The organism is Leifsonia sp. 115AMFTsu3.1 (genome assembly GCF_004362795.1).
Lineage (GTDB): Bacteria > Actinomycetota > Actinomycetes > Actinomycetales > Microbacteriaceae > Leifsonia.
Map to the genome: position 1 here is coordinate 51,011 of NZ_SNYB01000001.1, position 23,792 is coordinate 74,802.

The 23,792-nt window shown below is 68.6% G+C and carries 29 protein-coding genes; 6 read left to right on the forward strand and 23 right to left on the reverse strand.

The features are described from left to right. Positions 1 to 13: 13 nt before the first annotated feature. On the forward strand, positions 14 to 1,060 hold the full coding sequence (locus tag AXZ95_RS00295; RefSeq protein ID WP_018188983.1) for a hypothetical protein: 1,047 nt from the start codon (positions 14 to 16) through the stop codon (positions 1,058 to 1,060). Positions 1,061 to 1,101: 41 nt separating this feature from the next. Here the strand turns inward: AXZ95_RS00295 and AXZ95_RS00300 are convergent, their stop codons facing one another. The 14 genes from AXZ95_RS00300 to AXZ95_RS00365 form a co-directional block, all read right to left on the reverse strand. After that, positions 1,102 to 3,072: a cytochrome c oxidase assembly protein gene (locus AXZ95_RS00300; RefSeq protein ID WP_029042906.1), complete on the reverse strand. Its 1,971-nt coding sequence runs from the start codon at positions 3,070 to 3,072 to the stop codon at positions 1,102 to 1,104. A gap of 125 nt (positions 3,073 to 3,197) precedes the next feature. Next, positions 3,198 to 3,482 (reverse strand): HU family DNA-binding protein, encoded by a 285-nt coding sequence (locus AXZ95_RS00305; protein WP_018188985.1) that lies wholly within the window; start codon positions 3,480 to 3,482, stop codon positions 3,198 to 3,200. 246 nt (positions 3,483 to 3,728) lie between these two features. Then, complete coding sequence (gene rpsN, locus AXZ95_RS00310) at positions 3,729 to 4,034, reverse strand: 30S ribosomal protein S14 (protein WP_018188986.1); 306 nt, start codon at positions 4,032 to 4,034, stop codon at positions 3,729 to 3,731. 2 nt (positions 4,035 to 4,036) lie between these two features. Then, positions 4,037 to 4,204, reverse strand: a complete 168-nt coding sequence (gene rpmG / locus AXZ95_RS00315; RefSeq protein WP_018188987.1) for a 50S ribosomal protein L33 — start codon at positions 4,202 to 4,204, stop codon at positions 4,037 to 4,039. Between the two features lie 2 nt (positions 4,205 to 4,206). Continuing rightward, positions 4,207 to 4,443 carry a 50S ribosomal protein L28 gene (rpmB, locus tag AXZ95_RS00320; RefSeq protein ID WP_018188988.1) on the reverse strand — a complete coding sequence of 79 codons (237 nt, stop codon included), beginning with the start codon at positions 4,441 to 4,443 and terminating at the stop codon, positions 4,207 to 4,209. Positions 4,444 to 4,581: 138 nt separating this feature from the next. Next, complete coding sequence (locus tag AXZ95_RS00325; protein ID WP_018188989.1) at positions 4,582 to 4,998, reverse strand: transcriptional repressor; 417 nt, start codon at positions 4,996 to 4,998, stop codon at positions 4,582 to 4,584. Between the two features lie 6 nt (positions 4,999 to 5,004). Then, positions 5,005 to 5,895 (reverse strand): metal ABC transporter permease, encoded by an 891-nt coding sequence (locus AXZ95_RS00330; protein ID WP_018188990.1) that lies wholly within the window; start codon positions 5,893 to 5,895, stop codon positions 5,005 to 5,007. After that, positions 5,892 to 6,752 (reverse strand): ATP-binding cassette domain-containing protein, encoded by an 861-nt coding sequence (locus tag AXZ95_RS00335; protein ID WP_018188991.1) that lies wholly within the window; start codon positions 6,750 to 6,752, stop codon positions 5,892 to 5,894. The genes AXZ95_RS00330 and AXZ95_RS00335 overlap by 4 nt, the downstream gene beginning before the upstream one ends. Beyond that, positions 6,749 to 7,654, reverse strand: coding sequence for a zinc ABC transporter substrate-binding protein (locus tag AXZ95_RS00340; RefSeq protein ID WP_018188992.1), 906 nt, complete (start codon positions 7,652 to 7,654; stop codon positions 6,749 to 6,751). Before AXZ95_RS00340 ends, AXZ95_RS00335 begins: the two co-directional genes overlap by 4 nt. A gap of 98 nt (positions 7,655 to 7,752) precedes the next feature. Further along, on the reverse strand, positions 7,753 to 9,201 hold the full coding sequence (locus AXZ95_RS00345; protein ID WP_018188993.1) for a dihydrolipoamide acetyltransferase family protein: 1,449 nt from the start codon (positions 9,199 to 9,201) through the stop codon (positions 7,753 to 7,755). A gap of 59 nt (positions 9,202 to 9,260) precedes the next feature. After that, positions 9,261 to 10,220 (reverse strand): alpha-ketoacid dehydrogenase subunit beta, encoded by a 960-nt coding sequence (locus AXZ95_RS00350; protein ID WP_039731350.1) that lies wholly within the window; start codon positions 10,218 to 10,220, stop codon positions 9,261 to 9,263. A gap of 383 nt (positions 10,221 to 10,603) precedes the next feature. Next, positions 10,604 to 11,743: a pyruvate dehydrogenase (acetyl-transferring) E1 component subunit alpha gene (gene pdhA / locus AXZ95_RS00355; RefSeq protein ID WP_018188995.1), complete on the reverse strand. Its 1,140-nt coding sequence runs from the start codon at positions 11,741 to 11,743 to the stop codon at positions 10,604 to 10,606. A 4-nt stretch (positions 11,744 to 11,747) separates the two neighbouring features. Continuing rightward, positions 11,748 to 12,857, reverse strand: coding sequence for a pyridoxal phosphate-dependent aminotransferase (locus AXZ95_RS00360; RefSeq protein ID WP_269209380.1), 1,110 nt, complete (start codon positions 12,855 to 12,857; stop codon positions 11,748 to 11,750). A gap of 42 nt (positions 12,858 to 12,899) precedes the next feature. Further along, positions 12,900 to 13,388 carry a hypothetical protein gene (locus AXZ95_RS00365; RefSeq protein ID WP_231374285.1) on the reverse strand — a complete coding sequence of 163 codons (489 nt, stop codon included), beginning with the start codon at positions 13,386 to 13,388 and terminating at the stop codon, positions 12,900 to 12,902. Between the two features lie 57 nt (positions 13,389 to 13,445). On the opposite strand from AXZ95_RS00365, the gene AXZ95_RS00370 reads away from it, so the two are divergent. Together AXZ95_RS00370 and purB are read left to right on the forward strand one after the other, a co-directional pair. Further along, a complete protein-coding gene (locus AXZ95_RS00370) occupies positions 13,446 to 13,832 on the forward strand; it encodes a phage holin family protein (protein WP_018188998.1) in 387 nt (128 codons plus the stop codon). Positions 13,833 to 13,901: 69 nt separating this feature from the next. After that, positions 13,902 to 15,281 carry an adenylosuccinate lyase gene (gene purB / locus AXZ95_RS00375; protein WP_018188999.1) on the forward strand — a complete coding sequence of 460 codons (1,380 nt, stop codon included), beginning with the start codon at positions 13,902 to 13,904 and terminating at the stop codon, positions 15,279 to 15,281. A 36-nt stretch (positions 15,282 to 15,317) separates the two neighbouring features. Here purB and AXZ95_RS00380 read toward each other — a convergent pair whose 3' ends face one another. Both AXZ95_RS00380 and AXZ95_RS00385 read right to left on the reverse strand, forming a co-directional pair. Beyond that, positions 15,318 to 15,617, reverse strand: a complete 300-nt coding sequence (locus tag AXZ95_RS00380) for a hypothetical protein (RefSeq protein WP_018189000.1) — start codon at positions 15,615 to 15,617, stop codon at positions 15,318 to 15,320. Between the two features lie 26 nt (positions 15,618 to 15,643). Beyond that, complete coding sequence (locus tag AXZ95_RS00385; protein WP_018189001.1) at positions 15,644 to 16,246, reverse strand: DUF308 domain-containing protein; 603 nt, start codon at positions 16,244 to 16,246, stop codon at positions 15,644 to 15,646. Between the two features lie 96 nt (positions 16,247 to 16,342). Between AXZ95_RS00385 and AXZ95_RS00390 the strand changes: the two genes are divergently transcribed. Then, positions 16,343 to 17,059, forward strand: a complete 717-nt coding sequence (locus tag AXZ95_RS00390) for a Pr6Pr family membrane protein (RefSeq protein ID WP_018189002.1) — start codon at positions 16,343 to 16,345, stop codon at positions 17,057 to 17,059. Here the strand turns inward: AXZ95_RS00390 and AXZ95_RS00395 are convergent. Continuing rightward, complete coding sequence (locus AXZ95_RS00395) at positions 17,052 to 17,555, reverse strand: hypothetical protein (RefSeq protein WP_018189003.1); 504 nt, start codon at positions 17,553 to 17,555, stop codon at positions 17,052 to 17,054. The two genes, AXZ95_RS00390 and AXZ95_RS00395, sit on opposite strands and share 8 nt — an antisense overlap. Before the next feature lie 85 nt (positions 17,556 to 17,640). Here AXZ95_RS00395 and AXZ95_RS00400 point away from each other — a divergent pair, with 85 nt between their 5' ends. Then, a complete protein-coding gene (locus AXZ95_RS00400) occupies positions 17,641 to 18,240 on the forward strand; it encodes a transferase (RefSeq protein WP_026306987.1) in 600 nt (199 codons plus the stop codon). Positions 18,241 to 18,260: 20 nt separating this feature from the next. Here the strand turns inward: AXZ95_RS00400 and AXZ95_RS00405 are convergent, their stop codons facing one another. The 3 genes from AXZ95_RS00405 to AXZ95_RS00415 form a co-directional block, all read right to left on the reverse strand. Next, positions 18,261 to 18,674, reverse strand: coding sequence for a VOC family protein (locus AXZ95_RS00405; RefSeq protein WP_018189005.1), 414 nt, complete (start codon positions 18,672 to 18,674; stop codon positions 18,261 to 18,263). A gap of 74 nt (positions 18,675 to 18,748) precedes the next feature. After that, the gene (locus tag AXZ95_RS00410) at positions 18,749 to 19,177 is read right to left on the reverse strand and encodes an AraC family transcriptional regulator (protein ID WP_018189006.1); all 429 of its coding nucleotides are present in this window, start codon (positions 19,175 to 19,177) and stop codon (positions 18,749 to 18,751) included. Positions 19,178 to 19,262: 85 nt separating this feature from the next. Beyond that, positions 19,263 to 19,814, reverse strand: a complete 552-nt coding sequence (locus AXZ95_RS00415; protein WP_018189007.1) for a TetR/AcrR family transcriptional regulator — start codon at positions 19,812 to 19,814, stop codon at positions 19,263 to 19,265. A 79-nt stretch (positions 19,815 to 19,893) separates the two neighbouring features. Between AXZ95_RS00415 and AXZ95_RS00420 the strand changes: the two genes are divergently transcribed. Continuing rightward, positions 19,894 to 20,868, forward strand: a complete 975-nt coding sequence (locus AXZ95_RS00420) for an NADP-dependent oxidoreductase (RefSeq protein ID WP_018189008.1) — start codon at positions 19,894 to 19,896, stop codon at positions 20,866 to 20,868. 68 nt (positions 20,869 to 20,936) lie between these two features. On the opposite strand, the gene AXZ95_RS00425 is transcribed toward AXZ95_RS00420, so the two are convergent. The 3 genes from AXZ95_RS00425 to rplI form a co-directional block, all read right to left on the reverse strand. Then, complete coding sequence (locus AXZ95_RS00425; protein ID WP_133638733.1) at positions 20,937 to 21,428, reverse strand: hypothetical protein; 492 nt, start codon at positions 21,426 to 21,428, stop codon at positions 20,937 to 20,939. A gap of 75 nt (positions 21,429 to 21,503) precedes the next feature. Next, positions 21,504 to 22,877, reverse strand: a complete 1,374-nt coding sequence (gene dnaB / locus AXZ95_RS00430; RefSeq protein WP_018189010.1) for a replicative DNA helicase — start codon at positions 22,875 to 22,877, stop codon at positions 21,504 to 21,506. A gap of 461 nt (positions 22,878 to 23,338) precedes the next feature. Next, positions 23,339 to 23,791, reverse strand: coding sequence for a 50S ribosomal protein L9 (gene rplI, locus AXZ95_RS00435; RefSeq protein ID WP_018189011.1), 453 nt, complete (start codon positions 23,789 to 23,791; stop codon positions 23,339 to 23,341). Position 23,792 lies beyond the last annotated feature (1 nt).

Consider the following 23,792-nt stretch of genomic DNA (forward strand, 5'->3'; position numbering starts at 1 on the left):
CTAGGATGGCCTCATGGCTGTGGGGGATGCGCACGCGCACCGACGCGCCGTCCTGATCTGGTCGGGTGTCGGCGTCCTCCTGGTCGCCGCTGTGCTTGCGGGCTTCGGCGCGGTGCAGCGGGCGTATTACAGCCCGACCGGGTTCGTCACGGCGTTCGCGGAGTCGATCGCCTCCCATGACGTATCCACAGCTCTCGCCATGCCGGGAGCCAACCCGACCTCCTCGGCCCTGGACGCCGCGCGGCTCCCGGTGGGCGCCTCCCGCGAGCTCCTGCGCTCCGACATCCTGCCGACCGTGCGCGATATCGCCGTCGCCTCCGACACGACCGGAGCGGACGGCGTCCACACCGTCGTCGTGCGGGCCGTCGCGAACGGCGACCCCGTGTCGGCGACGTTCCGCGTCCGTCAGACGGGAGCCGTGCTCGGGATGCTGCCCACCTGGTCGTTCGCGACCTCGCCCGTCGGCGTCGCGCGCATCACCGTCGCGCACGCCTCCACCTTCACCGTCGGCCGCCACACCGTGAACCCGCGTGCCGCATCGCCCGATCAGCCCGCCGACGCCTTCACCGTCTCCGCCGAGTACCTCGTGCTGCCGCTCGCGCCCCTCGAACTGAGCCACAGCTCGCGCTACGTCCGCGCCACGCCCGTCGCCGCATCCGCCTCGCCCGGCCGGATCACCGAGACCACGGTGGATGCGCAGCCCACCCCAGCGTTCACGTCCGCGGTGCAGAAGCAGGTCGACGGCTTCCTCGACCGCTGCGCCGAGCAGCACGTGCTGCAACCCGCCGGGTGCCCCTTCGGCGTCGAGATCGACGACCGGGTGCAGGGCGACCCCTCCTGGTCGATCGACACCTACCCCGACGTCCGGCTGCAGGTGGGGGACACGGGATGGGTCACCGGTCGGATGGTCGGCGTCGCGCACCTCGACGTGACCGTCCAGTCGCTGTTCGACGGAACGGTGACCCCGCGCAGCGATCCGGAGCCTTTCGCGATGAGCCTCAGCAGTGTCACCATCCGTTCGGACGGCTCGCTCGACATCGTCGTCGCACAGGAGCCCTGAGCGCGAGCATCAGCCACGGTCCGGGCCGTCTCCGCGGGTGATCAGCGGGAGACGCGGTCGCGGTCGGCCATGCGCGCCAGCCGCTCGTTGTACGCCTTCAGTTCGGCCTCGCCCGTGCGATCCGCATTGCGGTCGCGCCGCTTCGTCTCGCGCTCGTCACTGCGGCTCCACTGGATCGCCACGACGATGGCGAGGATCACCGTGGGGATCTCGCCGATGCTCCACGCGATGCCGCCGCCGGCCTGCTGGTCGACGAGCGGGGAGTCCCCCCAGGTTCGGCCCATGGCCCCGAACCAATCGGCCAGCAGCAGTCCGTGCATCTGCATGATCGAGAGCCCGAAGAACGCGTGGAACGCCATCGTGAGCAGCAGCAGGAGCAGTCGGAACGGGTACGGGAGGCGGTACTTGACCGGGTCGATCCCGATCAGCGACTGCACGAAGAGGTAGCCCGTGATCAGGAAGTGGACGATCATCCACTCGTGCCCGATGTGGTCGGTCGTCGCCCAGCGGAAGACGGGCGTGTAGTAGAAGACCCAAAGCGACCCGGCGAACAGGACCGCCGCGACGATCGGGTTGGAGATCACACCTGCGAAACGCGAGTGCACGGCGAGGAGCAGCCACTCCCGGCCGCCGCGCGAGCCGTCGCGACGCTTCCGGATCGCCCGCGCCGCCAGGGTGATCGGCGCACCGGGGACGAGCAGCAGGGGCACCCCCATCGTCAGCACCATGTGCGCCGACATGTGGGCCGAGAACAGGTACTTCTCGTAGACGTTGACGCCGCCGTTGGTGATGTAGAACAACAGGACGATGCCCAGCGTCCACAGCACCGTGCGGTAGATCGGCCACGCGTCGCCGCGCTTGCGCAGCCGCCAGACGCCGGCGAAGTAGAAGAACAGTCCGAAGGCGCAGGCCAGCACCCACAGCAGGTCGAAGTTCCACGAGGTGAACAGCCGGTCCCAGGTGAGAGCGGGAGGCAGCTTCTCTCCGGTGAGGATCTCGGCGGGCGTCGGGGTGGCGGCACGGGTCTGCGGGACGGGCGTGACCGTCCGGGCGAGCGCTGCTGCGACGCCGGACGCGATGCCCATGAACGCGAGCTCGGCCACGACGATCCACCAGAAGCTCCGCGGCTCGCCCGACTGCTTGAGCCGACCGATCAGGTACCGCCGCTGCGTGAGGCCGAACAGGCCGAGCACGACGAGCGCGGCGACCTTGACCAGCACCAGGATGCCGTACGGCGTCGCCAGCTCGGCCAGGGTCCCGACGCGGAGCTCGGCGTTGACATATCCGGACGCGGCGACGACCACGAAGCAGATCAGCGCGACGGTCGAGTACCGCTCCAGGACGGTGACGAGTCGCCCGTTGCCCAGCCGCTGCTTCACCACGATGAGCGTCACCAGGCCGCCCAGCCAGATCGCCGCGAACAGTACGTGGAGCCCGAACGACGTCACCGCGGCGTCGTGACCGGCTGCCTCCGCGCTGTGGCCCTGCTGCGCCATCGGCACGACGGTCGCCATGGCCAGCAGGGTGACGAAGACGATCGCCGTCTGGTTGCGAACCGCGAAGCACAGCACCGTGACGGCCGCCGCGATGAGGGTGATCCCGAGCCACGCCTGGCCCAGCGAAACGCTGGTGATGAACGAGCTGAGCCCGTTGCTGAAGGTCGCGTCGAACGACCAGGGCACGTTCGACACGCTGACGAAGGTGAACAGTCCCGTCGCTGCGGACGCGACCGTCATCACCGCGGCGCTGCCGGCGGCGAAATCGAGGGCGTTGCCGTACTCGTCGCGATCCGGGCTGAACGCGAAGCAGGCCAGGACCAGGGCGCCCACCGTGCCGGCCAGGCTGAGGTTGACCACCAGGGTCGCCGCGGGCAGACCCCAGCGCACGAGCGCACCCGGGTCCGCGAGCAGCGGCGCGTTCGCTCCTCCGCCGAACGCGAGGGCGGCGATCATCGCCGCCACAGCTGCGACGAGCAGCGCGGCAGGGCCGATCACACGGAGGATTCGAGGCACCTGTCCAGCCTACGTCCCCCGCCCTGGACGGCCGCCCACAGCCTGTTCGCCCGTATGCCCGCCGGAGATACGACGAGGGCGGCGCCGCACGATGCGGCGCCGCCCTCAGGCAAAGCTGGGAAGGACTACTTGACGGCAGCCTTGAGCTTCGAGCCCGCGGTCAGCTTGACGCGGTGGCCGGCCGGGATGGAGATCTCCTCGCCGGTCTGCGGGTTGCGGCCGGTGCGGGCAGCGGTCTCGCTGCGCTCGGCGGCGAGCCAGCCGGGGATGGTGACCTTGCCACCCTTGGCGACGGTCTCGCTGATGGTGCTGAAGAACGCGTCGACGACGCTCGAGACGGTGGCCTGGCTCTGACCCGACGCCGCAGCGACGGCAGCAACGAGCTCGGTCTTGTTCAGGTTGTCAGCCATTGAGTGTCCTCCTCGGACCTTGTGCTGGATCTACAGCTATCTTGTGGAACGGTTGAGGCCACTGAGGGCCGTAACGTTTGGTCGGTTGACCGCCTTGAATGTATCAGAAACCCGCGGAAACACGCGGAACTTCGTCCTCTTTCGCCGACATCGGACCGGATGCGCAGCTTCGAGCATCCATTCGGGTACGGCAAAGGGGCGCCCGGCCGAAGCCGGACGCCCCTCGAGGTGCGTCGTCGCGCTGGCTTACCAGCTCGACTTGGTGATGCCGGGCAGCTCGCCGCGGTGCGCCATGTCACGGAAACGGACACGCGAGATACCGAACTTGCTGAGGTTTCCGCGCGGACGGCCGTCGACCGCGTCGCGGTTGCGCACGCGGATCGGGGAGGCGTCGCGGGGCAGCTTCTGCAGGCCCAGGCGAGCGGCCTCACGGGACTCGTCGGAGCCGTTCGGGTCGACGAGAGCCTTCTTCAGCTCGGCACGCTTCGCGGCGTAGCGCTCGACGATGACCTTGCGCTGCTCGTTCTTGGCGATCTTTGACTTCTTGGCCATGTTTAGCGCTCCTCTCGGAAGTCGACGTGCTTGCGCACTACGGGGTCGTACTTCTTGAGCACGAGTCGGTCGGGGTCGTTGCGGCGGTTCTTGCGAGTCACGTAGGTGTACCCGGTGCCCGCCGTCGAACGGAGCTTGATGATCGGACGGACGTCCTGCTGCTTCGCCATGCTTAGATCTTCTCCCCACGGGCCAGGAGGTCCTTGACCACGGACTCGATGCCACGGGCATCGATGACCTTGATGCCCTTGGCGCTCAGCGTCAGGGTGACGTTACGGCGAAGCGACGGCACGTAGTACGTCTTCTTCTGGATGTTCGGGTCGAACCGGCGCTTCGTGCGACGGTGCGAGTGCGAGATGTTGTGACCGAAGCCGGGAACGGCTCCAGTCACCTGGCACACTGCTGCCATTGCTTTCTTCTCCAATACCGTGGTGCCGGTCGGCACCACCCAAGGTCACTTGTCGGCATACGACTTCCCCGTCGTCTTCGTGATGGGGGTTTCGCATACGATCTGAGCGGGAGGAGCCCACTCAGCCAAACATCCATGCTACGGCATCGACGCGGTGCCGGCCAAATCGCTCTTCGCCGTGCACGAGGCGCACAGCCCGAAGACATCGACAACGTGCTGCGCCTGCGTGAATCCGTGGGCAGCGGCGGCCTGCCGGGCCCACTGCTCGACCGCATCCGCCTCGATCTCCACCGTCAGCCCGCAGTTGCGGCAGATCAGGTGGTGATGGTGGCCGGTGGTGCAAGCCCGGTACAGGCTCTCGCCCTCAGGCGACTGGAGCGAGTCGGCGTCGCCTTCGGCCGCGAGGTCGGCGAGCGCGCGGTACACGGTGGCCAGCCCGATGGGCGAGCCCGCCTCGTGCAAGCTCAGGTGCAGCCCCTGCGCGCTGATGAAGCCCTCCGTCGAGGTCAGAGCCTCGCGGACGGCCTCCCGCTGCCAGGTGTTCCGCTTCACCATCCCAGGCTAGCCCGCCTGGCTCACGAGTCGCCGAGAAGTCGTCGCCGCACCGCGGCGGCGCACACGCCGACCGCCGACGATGCGGCAGACGACGTAGATCAGGAACGAGATGGTCGTCACGTACGGGCTGATGGGGAGCGCGCTGCCCAGGGCGAGCAGGATGCCGCCCACCACCGAGACCAGAGCGAACAGCACGCTGAGCACCGGCACGCCGAGGGGCGACGACGAGATGCGCATCGCGGCCGCGGCGGGTGTGACCAGCAGCGAGAGCACGAGCAGCGCGCCGACGATCTGGACGGACACCGCGACCGCAAGCCCGAGCAGCACCATGAAGGCCAGGGCGACGAACCCGGTCGGGACGCCGCGTGAGGCGGCGACGTCCGCATCCAGGCTGTCGAAGGTCAGCGGGCGCCACATCAGCAGCAGCGCGACCAGCACGATCGCGCCGATGATCAGCAGCCAGCCGAGCTGCGGGTCGTCGACCGACACGATCTGCCCGGTGAGCAGCCCGAACTTGTTCGCGCTGCGACCGGGGTAGAGCGCGAGCGCCAGGATGCCGAGCCCGAGCCCGAAAGGCATCAGCACGGCGATGATCGAGTTGCGGTCACGGGCTTTCGCCCCGAGGAGACCGATCAGGACGGCCGCGACCAGCGATCCGGCGAGCGACCCCGCCACGACGTTGACGCCGAACAGCAGGGCGATCGCCGCTCCGGCGAACGACAGCTCGCTGATGCCGTGCACCGCGAATGCCATGTCCCGCTGCATCACGAACACGCCGATCAGACCGCCGACGATACCCAGGATCGCTCCGGCGAAGATCGAGTTCTTCACGAGCAGGAGCAGCTCGCCGTAGTCGCTGAAGTCGAACAGCTGCTGCCAGATGTCGAGGTGCATCATGCCGCCGGCTCCGGGTGCTCGGTGCGGGTGTGGATGTGGTGGTCGTGCGTCTCGGCGTCCGGGATGCCGACGACCACGATCCTGCCGCGGCTGCGGATGACATCCACCGGCGTCCCGTACAGGTCGGTCAGCACGTCGCTGCGGAGCACCTCGTCCGGTGTGCCCGTGCGGAAGCGTCCGCCGGCCAGATACAGGACGCGGTCCACCATCCCGAGCACCGGGTTCACGTCGTGGGTCACGAAGACGACGGCGCTCCCGTGGTCGCGGCGACGGCGGTCGATGAGCTCGCTCACGCCGCGCTGGTGCTGGAGATCGAGGGACAGGAGCGGCTCATCGCAGAGCAGCAGGGCCGGGTCACCGGCGAGCGCCTGCGCCACACGCAGTCGCTGCTGCTCGCCGCCGGACAGCGAGCCGACCGCCGTGTCGGCGTAACGGCGCGCGCCGACGGAGTCGATCAGCCGGTCGACCTGCTCGCGGTCGGAGCGGTGGGGGAGCGGCAGCCCCCAGCGGTGACCGTTGACGCCGAGGGCGACGAGGTCGCGGGCGCGCATGGGCGTGCCCGCCGGGATGAGCTTCTGCTGCGGGATGTAGCCGATCCGTCGGTCGCCCCGGCGTACCGGTTGCCCCTCGAAGGCGATCTCTCCGCTGTCGAGGTGCTGCTGCCCGAGGATGGTCCGCAGCAGGCTCGTCTTACCCGAGCCGTTCGGCCCGAGCACCGCGACGAACTCGCCCGCGTGCACGTCGAGGTCGAGACCGCTCCAGAGGGTGCGGTCGCCGAAGCCGAGCGACGCATCGCGCAGCCGGAGCACCACGTCCCGGGAGTCGGGGACGGGCACGCGTTCGAGCGGTTCGGTCACTTCGCCAGCGCACCCTTCACGGCGTCGAGGTTGCCGCTCATCCACTCGATGTAGTGCATGCCCTCTGGCAGAGTCTCGGTGACCGGGACGACCGGGATGCCGGCCGCCTTGGCCGCAGCGAGGACCTTCTCGGTCTCGGCGCCGGTGGTCTGCTCGTTGTAGGCGAGGAGCTTCACCTGGTGACCGCTGAACAGCTGGAGGGTGTCCTTCAGCACGATGGGGGAGACGTCGTTCTCCTCCTCGATGGCCTCGCTGAACTTCTCGGGGGTCTTGTTGACCAGCCCGATGGCGTCCAGCAGGTACAGCGGCACAGGTTCGGTGATGGCCACGCCTTCGCCCGCGTAGGTCGACTTCAGCTGCGCCTCGGTGGCCTCGAGTGCCGACAGCTTCTCGCCGAACGCCGAGGCGTTCTTCTCGAAGGTCGCCTTCTGCGACGGGTCCGCGGCGGACAGGGCGGCGGTGAGCGCATCGGCGAACTTCTGCACCGTGGGGAAGTCGTACCAGACGTGTTCGTTGAGTTCGCCGTCCACGGGCTTCTTGCCCGAGAGATCGACGACGTTCAGCACCTTGACGCCGCTGTTCTTCGCGCCCTTAACGAGGTTCTGCATGTAGTCGTCGTAGCCCCCGCCGTTCTCGATGACGACGTCGGCCTTCGACACCGCGAGCTGGTTCTGGGCGCTCGCCTCGAAGGAATGCGGATCCTGCGCGGGGTCGGTCATCAGCGAGGTGACGTGCACGGCGTCGCCGCCGATGGTGGTCGCGATGTCGCCGTATACATCGGTGCTGGCGACGACGCGGACGGTGCCGTCGTCGGAGCCGGCCGACGACGAGGAGGAGCAGCCGGCCAGGGTCAGGGCGATGGCGGCCGCGGTGAGGGCGGAGACGAGAGAACGCGTCTTCATGGGTGAGCCTGTCTAAGTCGCGAACGACGTGAAGAAGTGGATGCCCGCGGTCGCGGGCACCGGCTCACACTACGGCTTATTGAAAATGATTGTCAAATTCAGTCGAGGAGCAGCGCAGGCTCTTCGATGATCGACGCGACGTCCGCCAGGAAGCGCGATGCCACATCCCCGTCGACGACACGGTGGTCGAACGACGCGCCCAGTGTGGTTACGAAGCGCGGGCGGACCTCGCCGTCGACCACCCAGGGCTTCTGCTTGATCGTCCCGAGGGCGACGATGCCGACCTCGCCCGGGTTCAGGATGGGCGTGCCGGTGTCCATCCCGAACACGCCGATGTTCGTGATGGTGATCGTGCCGCCGCTCATGTCTGCCGGCGGCGTCTTGCCGTCGCGGGCTGTGAGGGTCAGCTGCTCGAGGGCTCGCGCCAGCTCGAGCAGCGTCATGCCCTGCGCCTCCTTGATGTTCGGCACGATGAGGCCGCGGGGGGTCGCCGCGGCGATCCCGAGGTTCACGTAGTGGCGGACGATGATCTCCTCGTCCGTCCACGCCGAGTTGACGGTGGGGTTGCGACGGACGGCCCAGATGATGGCCTTCGCCATGATCAGCAGCGGAGACACCTTGATGCCGGCGAAGTCGGCCGAGTTCTTGAGCCGCTTGACGAACTCCATGGTGCGGGTGGCATCCACGTCGACGAAGAGGCTGACGTGCGGGGCGCTGAACGCGCTCGACGTCATCGCGTTGGCGATCGCCTTGCGGACGCCCTTGACCGGGATGCGCTCCTCGCGGTCGTCCGGCCACTCCGGCGTCTGGATGTTGCGGAACACGGTGACCTGAGAGGCCTCGCGCAGCACGTCGTCACGGGTGACGTCGCCGACAGGACCGGTCGGAGTGACGACGGTGATGTCGACGCCCAGGTCTTTGGCGAGCTTGCGGACGGGCGGCTTGGCGATCACCGGGCCGCCGGCGTGCGGCGTCGGAGCGGTGTGTGCCACAGGTGCTGGGTGGGGTGCAGGCGCGGCGGGTGCCGGGGCCGGGGCGGTCTGCGCAGCCGTGGCCGCGGGAGCGGGAGCCGACGGGGCGGCGGGTGCGGCCTGCTGTGCGACGGATCCGGAGAAGGCCACCGGCAGGGACGCCGTGCCGGGGTGCGTGACGCGGCGGCGACGGCTCGATCCGTGCCCGGCGGAGCCGTAGCCGACCAGCACGGCACCGGCCTTCGGCTCCTCCTCGTGCGAGACGCTCGCGGCGGTGTCGGCCGCGAGCTCCTCGGCGGGCTCCGGCTCACGGACGGGCGCCTCGGCAGGCTCCCCGCCGGCCGTGACCGTGAAGATCGGGGTGCCGACCTCGACGGTCTGGCCTTCGGAGACGAGGAGTTCGCCGACCGTTCCCTCGAACGGCGACGGCAGCTCGACGAGCGACTTCGCGGTCTCGATCTCGACGATCACCTGGTTGACCGCGACCTGCTCGCCCGGGGTCACCTTCCACGAGACGATCTCCGCCTCGGTCAGGCCCTCGCCCACATCGGGCAGGAGGAACTGGGACTCGCTCATGTGCGACTTCTCTCTGTCGGTCTCGCGGCGGGCAGCGCCGCCGATGTATGCGCCGGGCGTCAGTAGGCGAGCGCCCGGTCGACGGCCTCGAGGATGCGGTCGGCGTCGGGGAGGTACAGCTCCTCGAGCTTCGCCGGCGGGAACGGGACGTCGAAGCCGGCGACGCGCATGACGGGCGCCTCCAGCGAATAGAAGGCCTTCTCGGCGACGGTCGCCGCGACCTCGGAGCCCACCGAGACGTTGCTCGGCGCCTCCTGCGCGATGATCAGCCGCCCGGTCTTCTGCACGGATGCGATCACCGGGCCGTAGTCGACGGGGGAGAGCGAGCGGAGGTCGACGACCTCGAGGCTGCGGCCCTCCTCGGCGGCGAGCTCGGCGGCGCGCAGGGCGACGCTCACCATACCCGCCCACGCGACGATGGTCGCGTCCGTTCCGGTTCGGACGACCCGGCTGGCGTGCAGCGGCGTCGGGTTCTCGACCAGGTCGACCTCGCCCTTCGGCCAGTAGCGGCTCATCGGTTCGAAGAAGACGACGGGATCGTCGGAGCGGATCGCCTCCTGGATCATCCAGTAGGCGTCGTGCGGTGTGGACGGGGCGACCACGCGCAGACCTGCGGTGTGCGCGAAGTACGCCTCCGGAGCCTCCTGGTGGTGCTCGACGGCCCCGATGTGTCCGCCGTGGGGGATGCGGATGACGACGGGGAAGGGGATGCGGCCGCTGTGGCGGTTGGTCATCTTCGCGAGCTGCGTCGTGATCTGGTCGAAGCCGGGGAAGACGAAGCCGTTGAACTGGATCTCGACGACCGGACGGTATCCGCGCATCGCGAGTCCGATCGCGGTTCCGATGATGCCGGCCTCTGCGAGCGGTGTGTCCATCACCCGCTGCGGTCCGAACTCCTTCTGCAGCCCCTCGGTGACGCGGAAGACGCCGCCCAGCGGGCCGATGTCCTCGCCCATCAGGATGACGCGCGGGTCGTCGGCGAGCGCGCGTCGCAGACCGGCGTTCAGCGCCTTGACCATCGGGAGTGACTGGATGCGCGGCTCGGGGGCCGCATCCACCGTCGGCTCGGAGTCGGTGACCGCCGGACCGTCGCGCTCCGCCTCGGCCGCCGCCTCTCCGACCTCGGCCGATGCCTGGAGGTCCGCTTGCGCGGTCTCCTGCTCGTCGACCCGATCGCTCTCCTCGTCGTCGATCACGAATTCACGCGTCCACTCCTGCTCGGCGACGTGCTCCTCGAGCACGCGGGAGTCGGGGTCGCTCTCGACGATCTCGACGACGTCGATCGCCTGCGTGTCGAGCGACGCGGTGTCGACGGACGCGCCGTCGTCGCGTGACTCTGCGCTGTCGCCGGGATTCTCGATCAGCTCGGCCTCCACGTACTCGGCCTCGCTCCTCACGTCACTCATGCGTCACCTCCGAACGACGCCTCGTACTCCTCGAGCCAGCGTCGTTGCTCGTCCGTCACGGGATGCGGCTCACTGTAGACGTGCTGGAACATCGACGCGACAGGCGGCGGCGCCAGCTCAAGTGTGCGACGGCGGATGTCGGCGGCGAGATCGGCCGCCTCCTCGTCTGCGCTGTCGAAGAAGCCCTGCCCGACGCCCTGCTCTTCGAGGAAGACGCGGAACCGGCGGATCGGGTCACGCTCGGCCCAGGAGGCCAGCTCCTCGTCGGTGCGGTACTTGCTCGGGTCGTCGCTGGAGGTGTGGGCGCCCATCCGGTAGGTCAGGGCCTCGATCATGCTCGGGCCCTCGCCGTTCCTGGCGTCGTCGAGGTGCTTGGCGGTCACGGCGTAGGCCGCGAGCACGTCGTTTCCGTCGATCTGGACGCCCGGGATGCCGAACCCGCTCGACCGGAGGTAGAGCGGGGTGCGCGACTGCGTGCTCACCGGCACGGAGATCGCCCAGTGGTTGTTCTGCAGGAAGAACACCTGCGGGGTCTGGTAGCTGGCCGCGAAGACGTACGCCTCGTTGACATCCCCCTGGCTGGTCGCGCCGTCGCCGAAGTACACGATGGACGCCTCGTCCTTCGACGGGTCGCCCGTGCCGACCTTGCCATCGAGCTTCATGCCCATGGCGTAGCCGGTGGCGTGCAGGGTCTGCGAGCCGATGACCAGCGTGTAGAGGTGGAAGTTGCCGACGGCCGGGTCGGTCGGGTCCCATCCGCCGTGTGTCGTGCCGCGGAGGAGGCCGATGATCCCGATCGGGTCGATACCCCGGACCATTCCAACGGCGTGTTCGCGGTAGGACGGGAAGAGGTGGTCCTGCGGCTTGGCGGCATGCGCCGAGCCGACCTGGGCACCTTCCTGCCCTTCGCTCGGGACCCAGAGCCCGAGTTGTCCCTGCCGCTGCAGGTTCGCCGCCTCATGGTCCAAGGCGCGAACGCGCACCATGTCGCGGTAGAAGCGGCGGTAGTCGTTCTCGTCGAGCCGCTCCAGGTAGGGGAGGTATTCGGCCGACGTCTCGCTCGGCTGGAACCGGCCTTCAGCGGTCAGCAGCTGGACGGTGTTCGCCGGGCGCGGGATTTCGTTCGTCGCAACCACCTGTCTAACCTAACCGCTTGCCCGAGTGCCCATTTGGTAGGTTCCGCACAAGATCACCCGCGACCTGCAGGAGTTTCTCCACAGATTCCTCCTCGCCGACGCTGATGCGGATGCCCTCCGGCGGGAAAGCCCGTACGGTCAGCCCGGCGTCGAAGAAGGCGTCGTTGGCCTCCACGGTCTGCTCACCGGTTGCGAGCCACACGAAGTTGCCCTGAGCCTCCGGAACCGCCCAGCCCTGTTCGAGCAGGGCGTCGCGGAGCCGGTCGCGGCGCATCGCCACTCGGGCGACGCGCTCCATCAGCTCGTCCTCAGCCTCGATGGAGGCGAGGGCCGCGACGCGGGAGGCGTCGGTGACCGAGAGCGGGATGGCCGCCGAACGGGCAGCATCCAGCACCGCCTGCGGGCCCACCGCGTAGCCGATACGCAGCGCCGCGAGCCCATAGGCCTTCGAGAACGTGCGCAGCACGACGAGGTTGGGATAGCGGGAGAGCAGCGGGATGCCGTCGACAGCCGCATCGTCGGTGACGAACTCGTAGTACGCCTCGTCGAGCAGCACGAGCAGGTCGGACGGCACCCGTGCCATGAACGCCTCGAAGTCGGCGGCGGTCACGATGGTGCCGGTGGGGTTGTTGGGAGTGCACACGATGACCACCCGCGTGCGGTCGGTGATGGCGGCGGCCATCGCCTCCAGGTCGTGGCTGCCGTCTGGGCGGTTCGGCACCTGCACACTGGTCGCTCCCGCGACGGTCACCAGACCGGGGTAGGCCTCGAACGACCGCCAGGAGTACACGACCTCGTCGCCGACACCGGCTGCAGCCGAGATCAGCTGCGAGAGCAGCGCGACCGAGCCGCTGCCCAGGTGGACCTCGCCGACGCTCACGCCGTGTCGCTCCGCCAGGCGCTCGCGCAGGTCGGCGCCTCCCGCGTTCGGGTAGCGGTTGAGCTCGCGCAGGGTGGCCGCCACGGCCTCGACGACCGAGGGCAGAGGCGGGAAAGGATTCTCGTTGCTCGACAGCTTGAAGCCGTCAGCCGGCGCGGGTCGCCCCTGCCTGTAGGCGGGCACCGCGACGATCTCGGGCCGTAGTCTCACGCCGAGCGTGTCATCCGAACTCACAGACCCAACTTAGCCGCGCCCGCATACCGCGGGAGGAATTCCCTAGATCTGTGGATGACGCCGCTGGGCTGTGAGGCGAATCGACGAGTTGAGGAAAGCGAGGCCCAAGAAGGCGGTCTCCACGAACACGATCGCCCAGCCCGCGTCACGGAGGCGGGGGTCGAAGAACGGGGTGGAAGCGCCGAGGAGGTACATCGCGGCCAGCCACCAGCCGATCAGCGGGCGTGCCGACAGCCTCCACCACGCCCTGGGCGCGGCAACGGGCTCTCCGAAGCCGCGGAACGAGCGCGCCGTCGCAATGACAGTGACAACCACGAGGGTCTGGGTGACCACCGAGTTCACCATGGCCGGAAGCACCAGACCGAGGCTGAGGCTGATGAGACGAATCGCCGCGTTCTGCACGACGAGCACCGCGAGTTTGTGCCACGGGTTCATCACGCGGAGCGGCCACCACTGCAGTGGTGGGTACACCTTCTTCGCCGGGACGGCCCGCAACGGCTCCGGTTCGATCAGCCCATCCGCTCTCGCCACGCGCCGACTCTAGCGCCACCCCTGTACCCCAGCCGCGCTCACTGGAAGGATGAAGCCATGCGATTCCTGCTCAGACTGATCGTCAACGCCCTCGCCCTCTGGCTCACGACGCTGATCGTCAGCGGTGTGACCGTGCACCCGTACGCTCCGGACACCACCGCCACGGTTCTGACCTACCTGCTCATCGCGCTGATCTTCGGCTTGGTGAACGCGATCGTCGGCACGGTCATCCGGGTGGTCGCGTTCCCCCTGTACATCCTCACGCTCGGGCTGATCTCGCTGCTCGTGAACGCGTTCCTGCTGTTCATCGTGTCGTGGATCAGCGATGCCATGGGCTTCGGGCTCCACATCGACGGCTTCTGGTGGGGCGTCCTCGGCGCGCTCGTGCTGGGCATCATCGCGTGGCTGCTCGGGCTGCTCATCCGGCCCGTCAGCCGCGACTGACGTCCGCGGGCGCCGCGCACGTGCGGGAGAATGGTCGGGTACCCGCCGCCTGATCCCGCGAGGAGCACCATGTCCGCCCTGCCTCCCCAGCCGCTCAGCCCCCTCGACGGCCGCTACCGGTCCGCCGTGATCGGCCTCGGCGACCACCTGTCGGAGGCCGGTCTGAACCGTGCCCGCGTCCAGGTCGAGGTCGAGTGGCTGATCTACCTGACCGAGCACCGGATGTTCGGCTCCTCCCCGCTGACCGGTGAGCAGAAGGCGATGCTCCGGGCGCTCGCCGACGAGTTCGGGCAGGCAGAGATCGACCGGCTCGCCGAGCTGGAGGCGACCACCAGGCACGACGTGAAGGCCGTCGAGTACCTGGTCCGTGAGCGGCTGCACGCGCTCGGACTCGACCACATCGCCGAGCTCACGCACTTCGCTGCGACCAGCGAGGACATCAACAACCTCTCGTACGCCCTGACGGTGAGCGCCGCGGTGAGCGAGTCCTGGCTGCCGAAGTTCCGGGCGGTCATCGCGGAGCTCCGCGCGCAGGCGAAGCAGTACCGCGACGACGCGATGCTCGCCCGCACGCACGGGCAGCCGGCCACCCCGACGACCATGGGCAAGGAGCTCGCGGTCTTCGTGCACCGCCTCGAGCGGGTGCGGGAGCAGATCGAGGGCGGCGTGCACCTGGGCAAGTTCAGCGGCGCGACGGGCACCTTCGCGGCGCATCTCGTCGCCGACCCGGACGCCGACTGGCCGCGCATCTCGCGCGAGTTCGTCGAGAGCCTCGGCCTCGACTGGAACCCGCTGACCACGCAGATCGAGTCGCACGACTGGCAGGCGGAGCTCTACTCGCGCATCTCGCACGCCAACCGCATCCTGCACAACCTGTGCACAGACATCTGGACGTACATCTCGCTCGGCTACTTCCGTCAGGTCCCCGAGCCGGGCGCCACCGGTTCGTCGACCATGCCGCACAAGGTGAACCCGATCCGCTTCGAGAACGCCGAGGCCAACCTCGAGCTCTCCAGCGCGGTGCTCGACTCGCTCGCCTCGACGCTCGTCACCAGCCGCCTGCAGCGCGACCTGACCGACTCGACCACGCAGCGGAACATCGGCGTCGGACTCGGTCACTCGCTCCTCGCCCTCGACAACATCGAGCGCGGACTCGGCCAGATCGCGATCGACCGCCAGGCTCTCGCAGACGATCTCGACGCCAACTGGGAGGTGCTCGCCGAGGCCATCCAGACGGTGATCCGCGCCGAGGTCACCGCCGGCCGTTCGACCATCACCGACCCGTACGCGCTGCTGAAGGAGCTGACGCGCGGCAAGCGGGTCGATCATGCCGCGCTGAACGAGTTCGTCAACGGGCTGGAGATCGGCCAGGCCGCGAAGAACCGGCTGCTGGCACTCACGCCCGCCGGTTACATCGGCCTCGCGTCGGAGCTGGTCGACTACCTTTAGGGCGCGGCGACCTCGCCGGCGCGGGCCGGGGAGCGGTCAGTGGCCGCGGGGCCGATCTTCGCCCTCCGCGCGGGCCTGCGCCTTGGCGCGCGCCTCCGCATCCTGCTCGTGGATGTCCTCCACCTCGGCCTCGGTCGGCTTGAACGCGAGCGCGAACAGGGCGAGCAGGACGACGCTGATGATGAATGTGACGCCGAAACCGACCCCGGCAAGCACGAACTCCCGCGTGGCGACCAGCACGATCAGGCCGACGAAGACGGCGAGCCCGGCCGAGATGCCCAGCAGCTCGACGGGAAGGAAGCGGTCGCGCCGCGTCGGCTGCAGGCTCTGGTTCACTCGGGGGTCCTTCTTGCTGCGCCGGCTCACGATCTGCTCTCCGCTCCGCGCGACGGCGTCCGCTCGTGCGCCGCGCTCCGCAACGTCGCCGCCCCGATCCCCTGGAAGACGCCGACGATGACGGCCCAGGCGCCGAACAGGCCGATCGCGAGCACCGCGTCGGCGGGCACGAACAGCAGCACGAGAGCCAGCACCGCGGTCAGGGCGCCGGTGATGAGCCAGTCGCGGGCGGCGGCGTCACGGCCGCGTTCGCGGACACCGTTGTAGAGCTCGAGGATGCCGGTGAGCGCCGCCCACACCGTCACCAGGTAGAGGAAGAGGCCGAGGCCGGAGTGCGACAGCACCAGGGCGAGGACGCCGGCGATCACGCCGATCGCTCCCTGCACCGCGAAGAGCACGCGGGTGATGCGGCGGCCGGCGAGCAGTGCGCTCAACACGCCGGTGGCGAGCCCGTCGACGATCGCGAAGACCCCGAACACGATGAGGCCGAACATCGCCGTGTGCGCATCCCGGGTGAACGTGATGACCGCTGCGGCGGCCAACGCGACGACGGCACGGACGGCGGGAACGACCCAGTACCGGCTGTGCGCGTGGATGTCGGAATGCTGGGCAGGGACGGCGGTAGCCACGTAGGCCCTCTTTCATACGGGATTCGCCAACCATTCTAGTCGGCGGGTTCCTGCGCGTTCGCCCACTGACGGCCGCTCGCTCGCTACGATCGCGGCATGCGGATCGGTTTCGCGGTTCTCCGCGCGGTGTTCTTCCTCCTCACGCTGGCGGCGGTCATCGCCCAGTTCACGACCAGTGTTCGATCCATCGGCGATCGGGGCGGCAACGTCGCCGGTCTGGTTGCGAACTTCTTCAGCTTCTTCACGATCGACTCGAACGTTCTGGGAGTCGTCGTGCTCGGGATCGGCGCGGTTCTGCTGTTCGTGCGGAAGGGGGACGACCCGGGATGGTTCACCGGGCTGCGTGCCGCATCCGTCACGTATCTGGTGACGACCGGGGTGGTCTACAACCTGCTGCTGCGCAACATCTCGCTCGCGCAGGGGACGACGGTCGGCTGGTCGAACGAAGTGCTGCACGTGATCGCGCCCGCTTACCTGCTGATCGACTGGCTCTTCGCGCCCGGTCGCACCCCACTGCGCCTGCGTGCCGTGTGGGGGATCGCCGTCTTCCCGATCCTCTGGGCGGTGTACACGCTGATCCGCGCGCCGTTCGCCGCGGACCCGGTGACGGGGAAGTCGCCGTGGTATCCGTACCCGTTCCTGAACCCGCAGACGAGTCCGAACGGCTACCTGTCCGTCGCGTTCTACGTGGTGCTCATCGCCGTCGTGATCCTCGCCGCGGGCTACGGAGTCGTGTGGATCTCCCGACGGTGGCGAGGCGGTCGGCCCCTGCCCGACTCCGCGGCTGCAGCGGCGGCCGCCGGGGTCAGCTGAGCTGCGGTTCCGGCTCCTCCGCGCGCGCCCAGAACACGACAGCGGCGAGCGCCCCGACCGTGAGCAGGAACGCGCCCGTCGGCGTCACCGTGTCCGGCATCCCGTGCTGGACGAGGACGGCCGAGACGATGCCGGCGAGCGCTCCGCATCCTGCCACCACAGCGAACGCGACCGAGATGGCGCGCGCGGCGCCGTCCAGGACGAGCCCGCGGATGACCAGGGCGACGGCGCCGATGAGCCACAGTGCGGCGACCGGGAACGCGAGCAGCAGCCCCAGCGGATCGCGGAGCAGCACGCCCGGCGTCGCGTAGATGAGGGATGCGGCCAGCACGAGCACAAGTCCCAGGCCGGCGAACCCGGCGAGCCGTGCCCGCTCGGTCCGCAACCGCAGGAGCGGCGCCAGGAGTGAGGGCCAGCTGAACGCGAGGGCGAAAGCGACGAACGCGAGCGCCACGCTGCCTGCGCCCTGCAGCACCGGGAGGAGGATGCCGATCATGCGTCTATTGAACGCCTCCGGACACGATCGCGCGTCCTCCCGGAGGATGATCCCGTCCACGACCGCGATCGGCCATCATGGGCGCATGCTCATCAGACACCGAGACCGTGAACCGTCGATCCACGCGACCGCCTCTGTCGCGCCGTCCGCGGTCCTCGTCGGCGACGTCCGGGTCGGGGCGGGCGCTCGCATCCTTCACGGGGCCGTGCTCAGCGCGGAGGACGGTGAGGTGACCATCGGCGAGGACACCGTCGTCATGGAGCATGCGCTCATCCGCGGACGGTCGGGGCACCCGACGCGGGTCGGCGCCGCCGTCATGGTCGGGCCGCATGCCCACGTGAACGGGAGCATCGTCGAGGATGAGGCCTTCATCGCGACCGGCGCCTCACTCTTCCCCGGCAGCCGCATCGGCACGGGCGCGGAAGTGCGCATCAACGGTGTCGTCCAGGTGAACACCGTGCTCGAGCCGGGCGTCGTCGTCCCGATCGGATGGATCGCGGTCGGTTCACCCGCATCCATCCTGCCGCCGGAACGGCATGACGACATCTGGGCCATTCAGCGGGAACTCGACTTCGCGGGAACCGTCTACGGCGCCGGCCCCGACACGTCGATGCGGGAGATCATGCGGCGGCAGTCGGAGTTCTACGGCGCTCACGCCGACGACACGGTGATCGACGGGGGCTGATCGTACGAGCTGGAGACGGCTCAGCCGTTCCCCTGCTGCAGGATGCGGATCGGGTTGCCGAACGGATCGCGGACGCCCATGTCGGTGCCGTAGAAGTGCTCGGTCGGCTCCTGCGTGAAGTCGGTGACGCCGCGCTCGCGCAGAGTGTCGTACAGGGCTCGCACGTCATCCGCAATGAACACGAGGCCCCCGCCGAGAGCGCCCTTGGTGATCAGCTCGCGGATCTGATCTCCCGTCGCCTCGTCGTGCACCGGCGGGCCGGGCTCCTCGAGGGAGATCTCGGTCTCGCCTCCGGGTACGCGGACCGTGAGCCAGCGGTAAGTGCCCTGCTGGACGTCGTTCCCTTTCTCCAGCCCGAGTTTGCCGACGTAGAAGTCCAGTGCCTCGTCCTTGTTCAGGACGAAGATGGACGCGACATTCAGTGCGGTGATCATCGTCTTCCCGGCTCCTTCGCCTTATGAGTCCCCATTGTCAGTCCCGATCCTAGAAAGCGGCGAGGGTCGACGACTTATCCGAACGTGCTCTCTTGCTCGAGTCGACGCGGCCCGGGGACGGGTCGCATGACGGTGAGCTGGACACAGTGCGGCGTCGCCGCAGGCCCGTGCCGCTTCCGGTAGGCGCCGGGGGTCACCCCGACGATCGCCCGGAAGGTTCTGCTGAATGTCCCCGGACTGCTGAACCCGACGTCGAGGCAGATCTCGCTCACGGGACGTCCGGTCTCACGCAGCAGGAACATCGCCCGCTCGACCCTCCGTCGTTGCAGGTACTGGTGAGGCGACTCGCCGAACACGGCACGGAAGGAGCGGCTGAAATGCGCAGGCGAGATGTGGGCGACGGCCGCGACGGCGCGCACATCGAGCGGCTCGGCGTACGACCGGTCCATGGCGTCGCGGGCCCGCAGCAGGCGCCGGTTGCGCTCCTCGAGTTCGCGGCTCACGTCCCCAGGTTAGGAGGTCGGACGCGTCAGGTGGCAGAGGTGGCGCCAGGCCGTCCGCGTCCAGCTACAACCTCATGGTTCGGTGTCAGAGCCGCCGGACCTCGTCGACGGCGTCCCGGACCAGCGTCGGGAGGTCGAGCGACGGGTCTGCGTACCACTGTGCGCCCGCGCGCTGGAATGCTGCGGCACCGACCTGGGCAGCGAGGCGAGCTGTCGGCTCAGTGATCCCCCGCGACATCAGGGCGTCAACGACCGCGTCGGCGAGGGCAGCAGTCTTGGCGTGCGCTCGCTCTTGAAGGGCAGGAGTGGCGTCGATGAGTTCCGCGCGCCGGATCGCGATCGGTCGCCCGGCGACGAACAGGGGCGCGGCGGCGAGATAGGCGCCGACCACGAGATCGAGGGGCGACGTCTCGGGCGCCGCGCCCGCGATGGCGCCGACCATCGTGTCCCGTAACTCGGAGTCACCGCCGAAGAGCACCTCCCGCTTGTCGGCGAAGTGCCGAAAGAACGTGCGCTCGGTTACGCCGGCGCGGGCGGCGATCTGCGCGGTGGTGGTCGAGTCGTAGCCCTGCTCGCCGTAGAGATCGAGCGCAGCCTCCCGCAGGCGACGGCGTGCATCCTCGCCGCTTCTCGGCATGCGATCTCCTTCGTAGTGACAGTCACTGACTTAACGTGGTAGCGTCAGCGACTGTCACAACGATACCGAGGAGGAGCGCATGACCGCCATCCCATCCCGCACCGTCCGTTTCCACGAATACGGCGAACCATCCGATGTGCTCCGCGAGGAGCGGACCGAGGTCCCCGATCCCGGCGCCGGCCAGGTCCGTGTCCGTGTGGCCGCAGTCGGCCTGAATCCCGCCGACTGGGAGGTGTGCCGCGGCTTCCAGGCCGGTGAACTGCCGCGCGGGATCGGCTTCGACGTCGCCGGAACCGTTGACGCGGTCGGAACAGGGGTGGATGGCGTCGCCGTCGGCGATCGGGTTTTCGGCACGGCGGACGTCACCGGACAGGCCAGCGGCGGCCTTGCCGATGTGGCGATCCTGCGCGAGTGGTTCCCGCTGCCCGACGGTCTCGACGAAGCGCACGCCGCCGCCCTCCCGATGGTCGTCAAGACCGCGGTGTGGACGCTCGACGCCACGGGGGTGGAGCGCGGCTCCACGCTTCTCGTCCACGGCGCCGGCGGCATGGTCGGCTTCGCGGCGGTGCAGGTGGCCTTGCGGCGCGGTGTTCGCGTCATCGCGACAGCTGGACCGAGCCTCGCGGATCAGCTGGAGGAGTTCGGCGCTCTTGTCACTCCTTATGGAGAGGGAATGCCCGATCGGGTGCGCGCCCTAGCCGGTGGCGACGTGGACCTGGTGCTCGACACCCCGCGCCCCAGCCCGGGAACACTGGCCGAACTCATCGCGCTCGCAGGCGGCGTGCCGTCCCGTGTCGTGACCATCAGCAACCACGACGAGGCGCGACAGCTCGGCGCCCGGGTCAACCTCGACTTGCTCCTCGCCTCCGGCGCGTTCCCGGACGCCGACGTCGTCGCGGAGTACGCCGAACTCGCAGCCAGAGGCGAGTTCCGGCTCCCCATCGCGGGCACCTTCCCATTCAGCGACTGGCGCGAGGCCATGGAGGCGAGCGTTTCGGGCGCGCCCCACGGCAAGCTCGTCGTGCTGCCGCCACAGGAGTCGCCCGCGTCCTGATCACGACGGCCGGCCTCGATCCCAGCCATCACACCCAGATCGCACACCAACGTGTAATGCAGGCTAGGTCAGTTGTTGGGGCTGCCGTCGTTCCGAGCGCCGAGCCACATCGGCACGCGGCGCCGGATACCTAGAAGGAAGAGACCGATGGTGGACAACGCAGCGATGACGACTCCGAGCGCCGGAACCCAGGGAGCGAGTGCGTTGCCACCGATGGCGAGCCCGACGCCGGCGAAGAACCCCAGTGCGACGAGGCCTCCGAACCGGGCGAGGCTCTGGCCACCCAAGTAGGCTCCGCCGACGAGCGCTACTGCGGTAACGAGCGCGGCGACGCCGAGTCCGAGCGCCGGCATCGTGTCGTCGTGGATGAGGAGGCCGATGAGCGCGAGGACAGCGCCGACCGCGTAGCCGCTGAGCATCGTGTAGATCAGCACGCGGGTCCACCGGTTGATCGTGCGTGCGCTCAGCCGATAACCGCGCGGCGGACGTTTCGTGGGCGCTTTGGATGACCGCCCGGTTGAGGCCGGGTTGCCGCGCTTACGCGATTTGCGTTGAGCCATCGACGTCACTCTAGCGGCGAAGCCGAACGGGAAACGATGGTGGTTTCAACCGGTGCGCTGGTCGACAACGTCGAATCAGATCGGGGCCATGTCCGTGAAGCGGGAGTACATGCCCTGGAAGGCCACGGTGACCGTTCGGGTGGGGCCGTTTCGGTGCTTGGCGACGATGAGGTCGGCCTCGCCCGCGCGGGGGTTGTCCTTCTCGTAGGCGGACTCGCGGTGAAGCAGGATGACGACGTCGGCGTCCTGCTCGATCGAGCCGGACTCGCGGAGGTCGCTCAGCGCGGGGAGCTTGTCCGCTCGCTGCTCGGGACCACGGTTCAGCTGCGACAGAGCGATGACCGGAACCTGCAGCTCTTTGGCGAGGAGCTTGAGCGCACGCGAGAACTCACTGACCTCCTGCTGGCGACTCTCGACCCGCTTGCCGCTGGTCATGAGCTGCAGGTAGTCGATGATGACCATCTTGAGGCCGACGCGCTGCTTGAGTCGGCGGCACTTGGCGCGGATCTCGACGAGGGTCATGTTGGGGCTGTCGTCGATGTACAGCGGTGCGTCGTTGATCCGGCCGCGGGTGGATGCGATGGTCGTCCAGTCGCGGTTGTCGACGGTTCCCTTGCGCATGTTCTGCAGCGGGACGGTCGCCTCCGCGGACAGGAGGCGCATCGCGATCTCGCTACGCCCCATCTCGAGGGAGAAGAAGATGGTGGGCATGTCGTGCTTGATCGCCGCGGCGCGGGCGAAGTCGAGCGCGAGCGTCGACTTACCGAGTGCGGGTCGGGCGGCCACGATGACCATCTGGCCGGGATGGAGCCCGTTGGTCAGCTCGTCCAGCTCGGCGAAGCCGGTGGGGACACCGGTCATCGAGCCGTCCTTGTGCTTCGCCGCCTCGATCTCGTCGATCGCGACGGTGACGGCCTCGGTGAGCGGGACGTAGTCCTCGGTCTCCTGGGTGCCCGTGACGGAGTAGATCTCGGCCTGCGCGTTGTTCACCAGGTCGAGAACCTCGCCCTCGGCCTTGTAGCCCATCTGCGTGATGCGCGTACCGGCCTCGACGAGCCGCCGGAGCAGCGCCTTCTCGCCGACGATGTTGGCGTAGTAGCCGGCGTTCGCCGCGGTCGGGACGAGGCTCGTCAGCGTGTGGAGGTACTCGGCGCCACCGGCACGGGAGAGCTCGCCGATCTTGGTCAGCTCGTCGGTGACGGTGATGACGTCGGTCGGCTCGCCGTGCGAGTACAGCGACAGGATCGCGTCGTAGATGATCTCGTGCTTGGGGATGTAGAAGTCGGTGCCGCGGATCACCTCGACGACGTCGGCGACGGCATCCTTGCTGAGCAGCATTCCACCGAGGGCACTCTGCTCGGCGAGGAGGTCGTGCGGCGGAGTGCGCTCCGGCGAGCGGGCGTCGCCCGGGTCACGACCGTCGGCGAGACCGATATGGGCGATCGACACGTTCACTCCTCTGCTGGTCCGTTGCCTCGGGGCACGACGAAGCCGTCGTGGGGTCGTTCGACGCTTTCGCGTGGACGAGTTCCCTCGGGTCGATTGTCGGGACGACCTCCGACATCGCCGCTCCTCGCGGCTGCCGTCCGTCGACGTCGATCAACCCTACGAACCCCTGTCCGTGGTGACAACTCAGCCTGTGGATAAAACTGGGGAGAATGTGGGCGAAACGCCGCAGAGCGTGTGTAGAAGGTGTGTGGAACCCTGTGGAGAAAAAAGAACTTTCGGAGCGAATATATCCGCTGACCAGCGGTTTTACTTTCCCCAGGCTGTGTGTAAAAACTTCCTTGAACCCTGTGTTCAAGCTTGCTTCGGAACGATCACGCCCTGTGCACAGAACGGGGGAAAACAGCCTTAACGAAAGGTAGCGGCGGGCCTTCGCCCGCCGCTACACTTCTGCTTCGTCGCGCCTACTTGGCAGCGACCACCTGGAGGCTGATGACGGCCGAGAGGTCGTCGTGCAGACGCACGGTCGCCTCGTGGTCGCCGACGACCTTGATGGGGTTCGGAAGCTCGATCTTGCGCTTGTCCAGCTCGCCGATGCCGGCCGCCTTGACGGCGTCCGCGACATCACCGGTCTTGACCGAACCGAACAGACGGCCCTCGCGGCCCGCCTTGACGGTCAGCTTGACCTTGGTCGCCTCGAGCTTGGCCTTGAGGTCCTGAGCCTGCTCGACGGTGTGCAGCTCGCGAGCGGCGCGGGCCGCCTTGATCTGCTCGACCTGCTTCTCGCCACCACGCGACCACGCGATTGCGAAGCCCTGCGGGACGAGGTAGTTACGGGCGTAGCCGTTCTTGACGTCGACGACGTCACCGGCCGAGCCGAGGCCGGTGACCTCGTGCGTGAGAATAACCTTCGACATG

Coding starts and splice junctions, on each gene's coding strand:
- AXZ95_RS00415 (WP_018189007.1), bottom strand. CDS start 19,814: ATGCCGAGAAGCGGCGAGGATGCACGCCGTCGCCTGCGGGAGGCTGCG.
- AXZ95_RS00325 (WP_018188989.1), bottom strand. CDS start 4,998: ATGGTGAAGCGGAACACCTGGCAGCGGGAGGCCGTCCGCGAGGCTCTG.
- AXZ95_RS00390 (WP_018189002.1), top strand. CDS start 16,343: ATGCGGATCGGTTTCGCGGTTCTCCGCGCGGTGTTCTTCCTCCTCACG.
- AXZ95_RS00350 (WP_039731350.1), bottom strand. CDS start 10,220: ATGGTCAAGGCGCTGAACGCCGGTCTGCGACGCGCGCTCGCCGACGAC.
- purB (WP_018188999.1), top strand. CDS start 13,902: ATGTCCGCCCTGCCTCCCCAGCCGCTCAGCCCCCTCGACGGCCGCTAC.
- AXZ95_RS00405 (WP_018189005.1), bottom strand. CDS start 18,674: ATGATCACCGCACTGAATGTCGCGTCCATCTTCGTCCTGAACAAGGAC.
- AXZ95_RS00425 (WP_133638733.1), bottom strand. CDS start 21,428: ATGGCTCAACGCAAATCGCGTAAGCGCGGCAACCCGGCCTCAACCGGG.
- AXZ95_RS00295 (WP_018188983.1), top strand. CDS start 14: ATGGCTGTGGGGGATGCGCACGCGCACCGACGCGCCGTCCTGATCTGG.
- AXZ95_RS00305 (WP_018188985.1), bottom strand. CDS start 3,482: ATGGCTGACAACCTGAACAAGACCGAGCTCGTTGCTGCCGTCGCTGCG.
- AXZ95_RS00395 (WP_018189003.1), bottom strand. CDS start 17,555: ATGATCGGCATCCTCCTCCCGGTGCTGCAGGGCGCAGGCAGCGTGGCG.
- AXZ95_RS00330 (WP_018188990.1), bottom strand. CDS start 5,895: ATGATGCACCTCGACATCTGGCAGCAGCTGTTCGACTTCAGCGACTAC.
- AXZ95_RS00420 (WP_018189008.1), top strand. CDS start 19,894: ATGACCGCCATCCCATCCCGCACCGTCCGTTTCCACGAATACGGCGAA.
- rplI (WP_018189011.1), bottom strand. CDS start 23,791: ATGTCGAAGGTTATTCTCACGCACGAGGTCACCGGCCTCGGCTCGGCC.
- AXZ95_RS00370 (WP_018188998.1), top strand. CDS start 13,446: ATGCGATTCCTGCTCAGACTGATCGTCAACGCCCTCGCCCTCTGGCTC.
- AXZ95_RS00340 (WP_018188992.1), bottom strand. CDS start 7,654: ATGAAGACGCGTTCTCTCGTCTCCGCCCTCACCGCGGCCGCCATCGCC.
- AXZ95_RS00345 (WP_018188993.1), bottom strand. CDS start 9,201: ATGAGCGAGTCCCAGTTCCTCCTGCCCGATGTGGGCGAGGGCCTGACC.
- rpmB (WP_018188988.1), bottom strand. CDS start 4,443: ATGGCAGCAGTGTGCCAGGTGACTGGAGCCGTTCCCGGCTTCGGTCAC.
- rpmG (WP_018188987.1), bottom strand. CDS start 4,204: ATGGCGAAGCAGCAGGACGTCCGTCCGATCATCAAGCTCCGTTCGACG.
- rpsN (WP_018188986.1), bottom strand. CDS start 4,034: ATGGCCAAGAAGTCAAAGATCGCCAAGAACGAGCAGCGCAAGGTCATC.
- AXZ95_RS00400 (WP_026306987.1), top strand. CDS start 17,641: ATGCTCATCAGACACCGAGACCGTGAACCGTCGATCCACGCGACCGCC.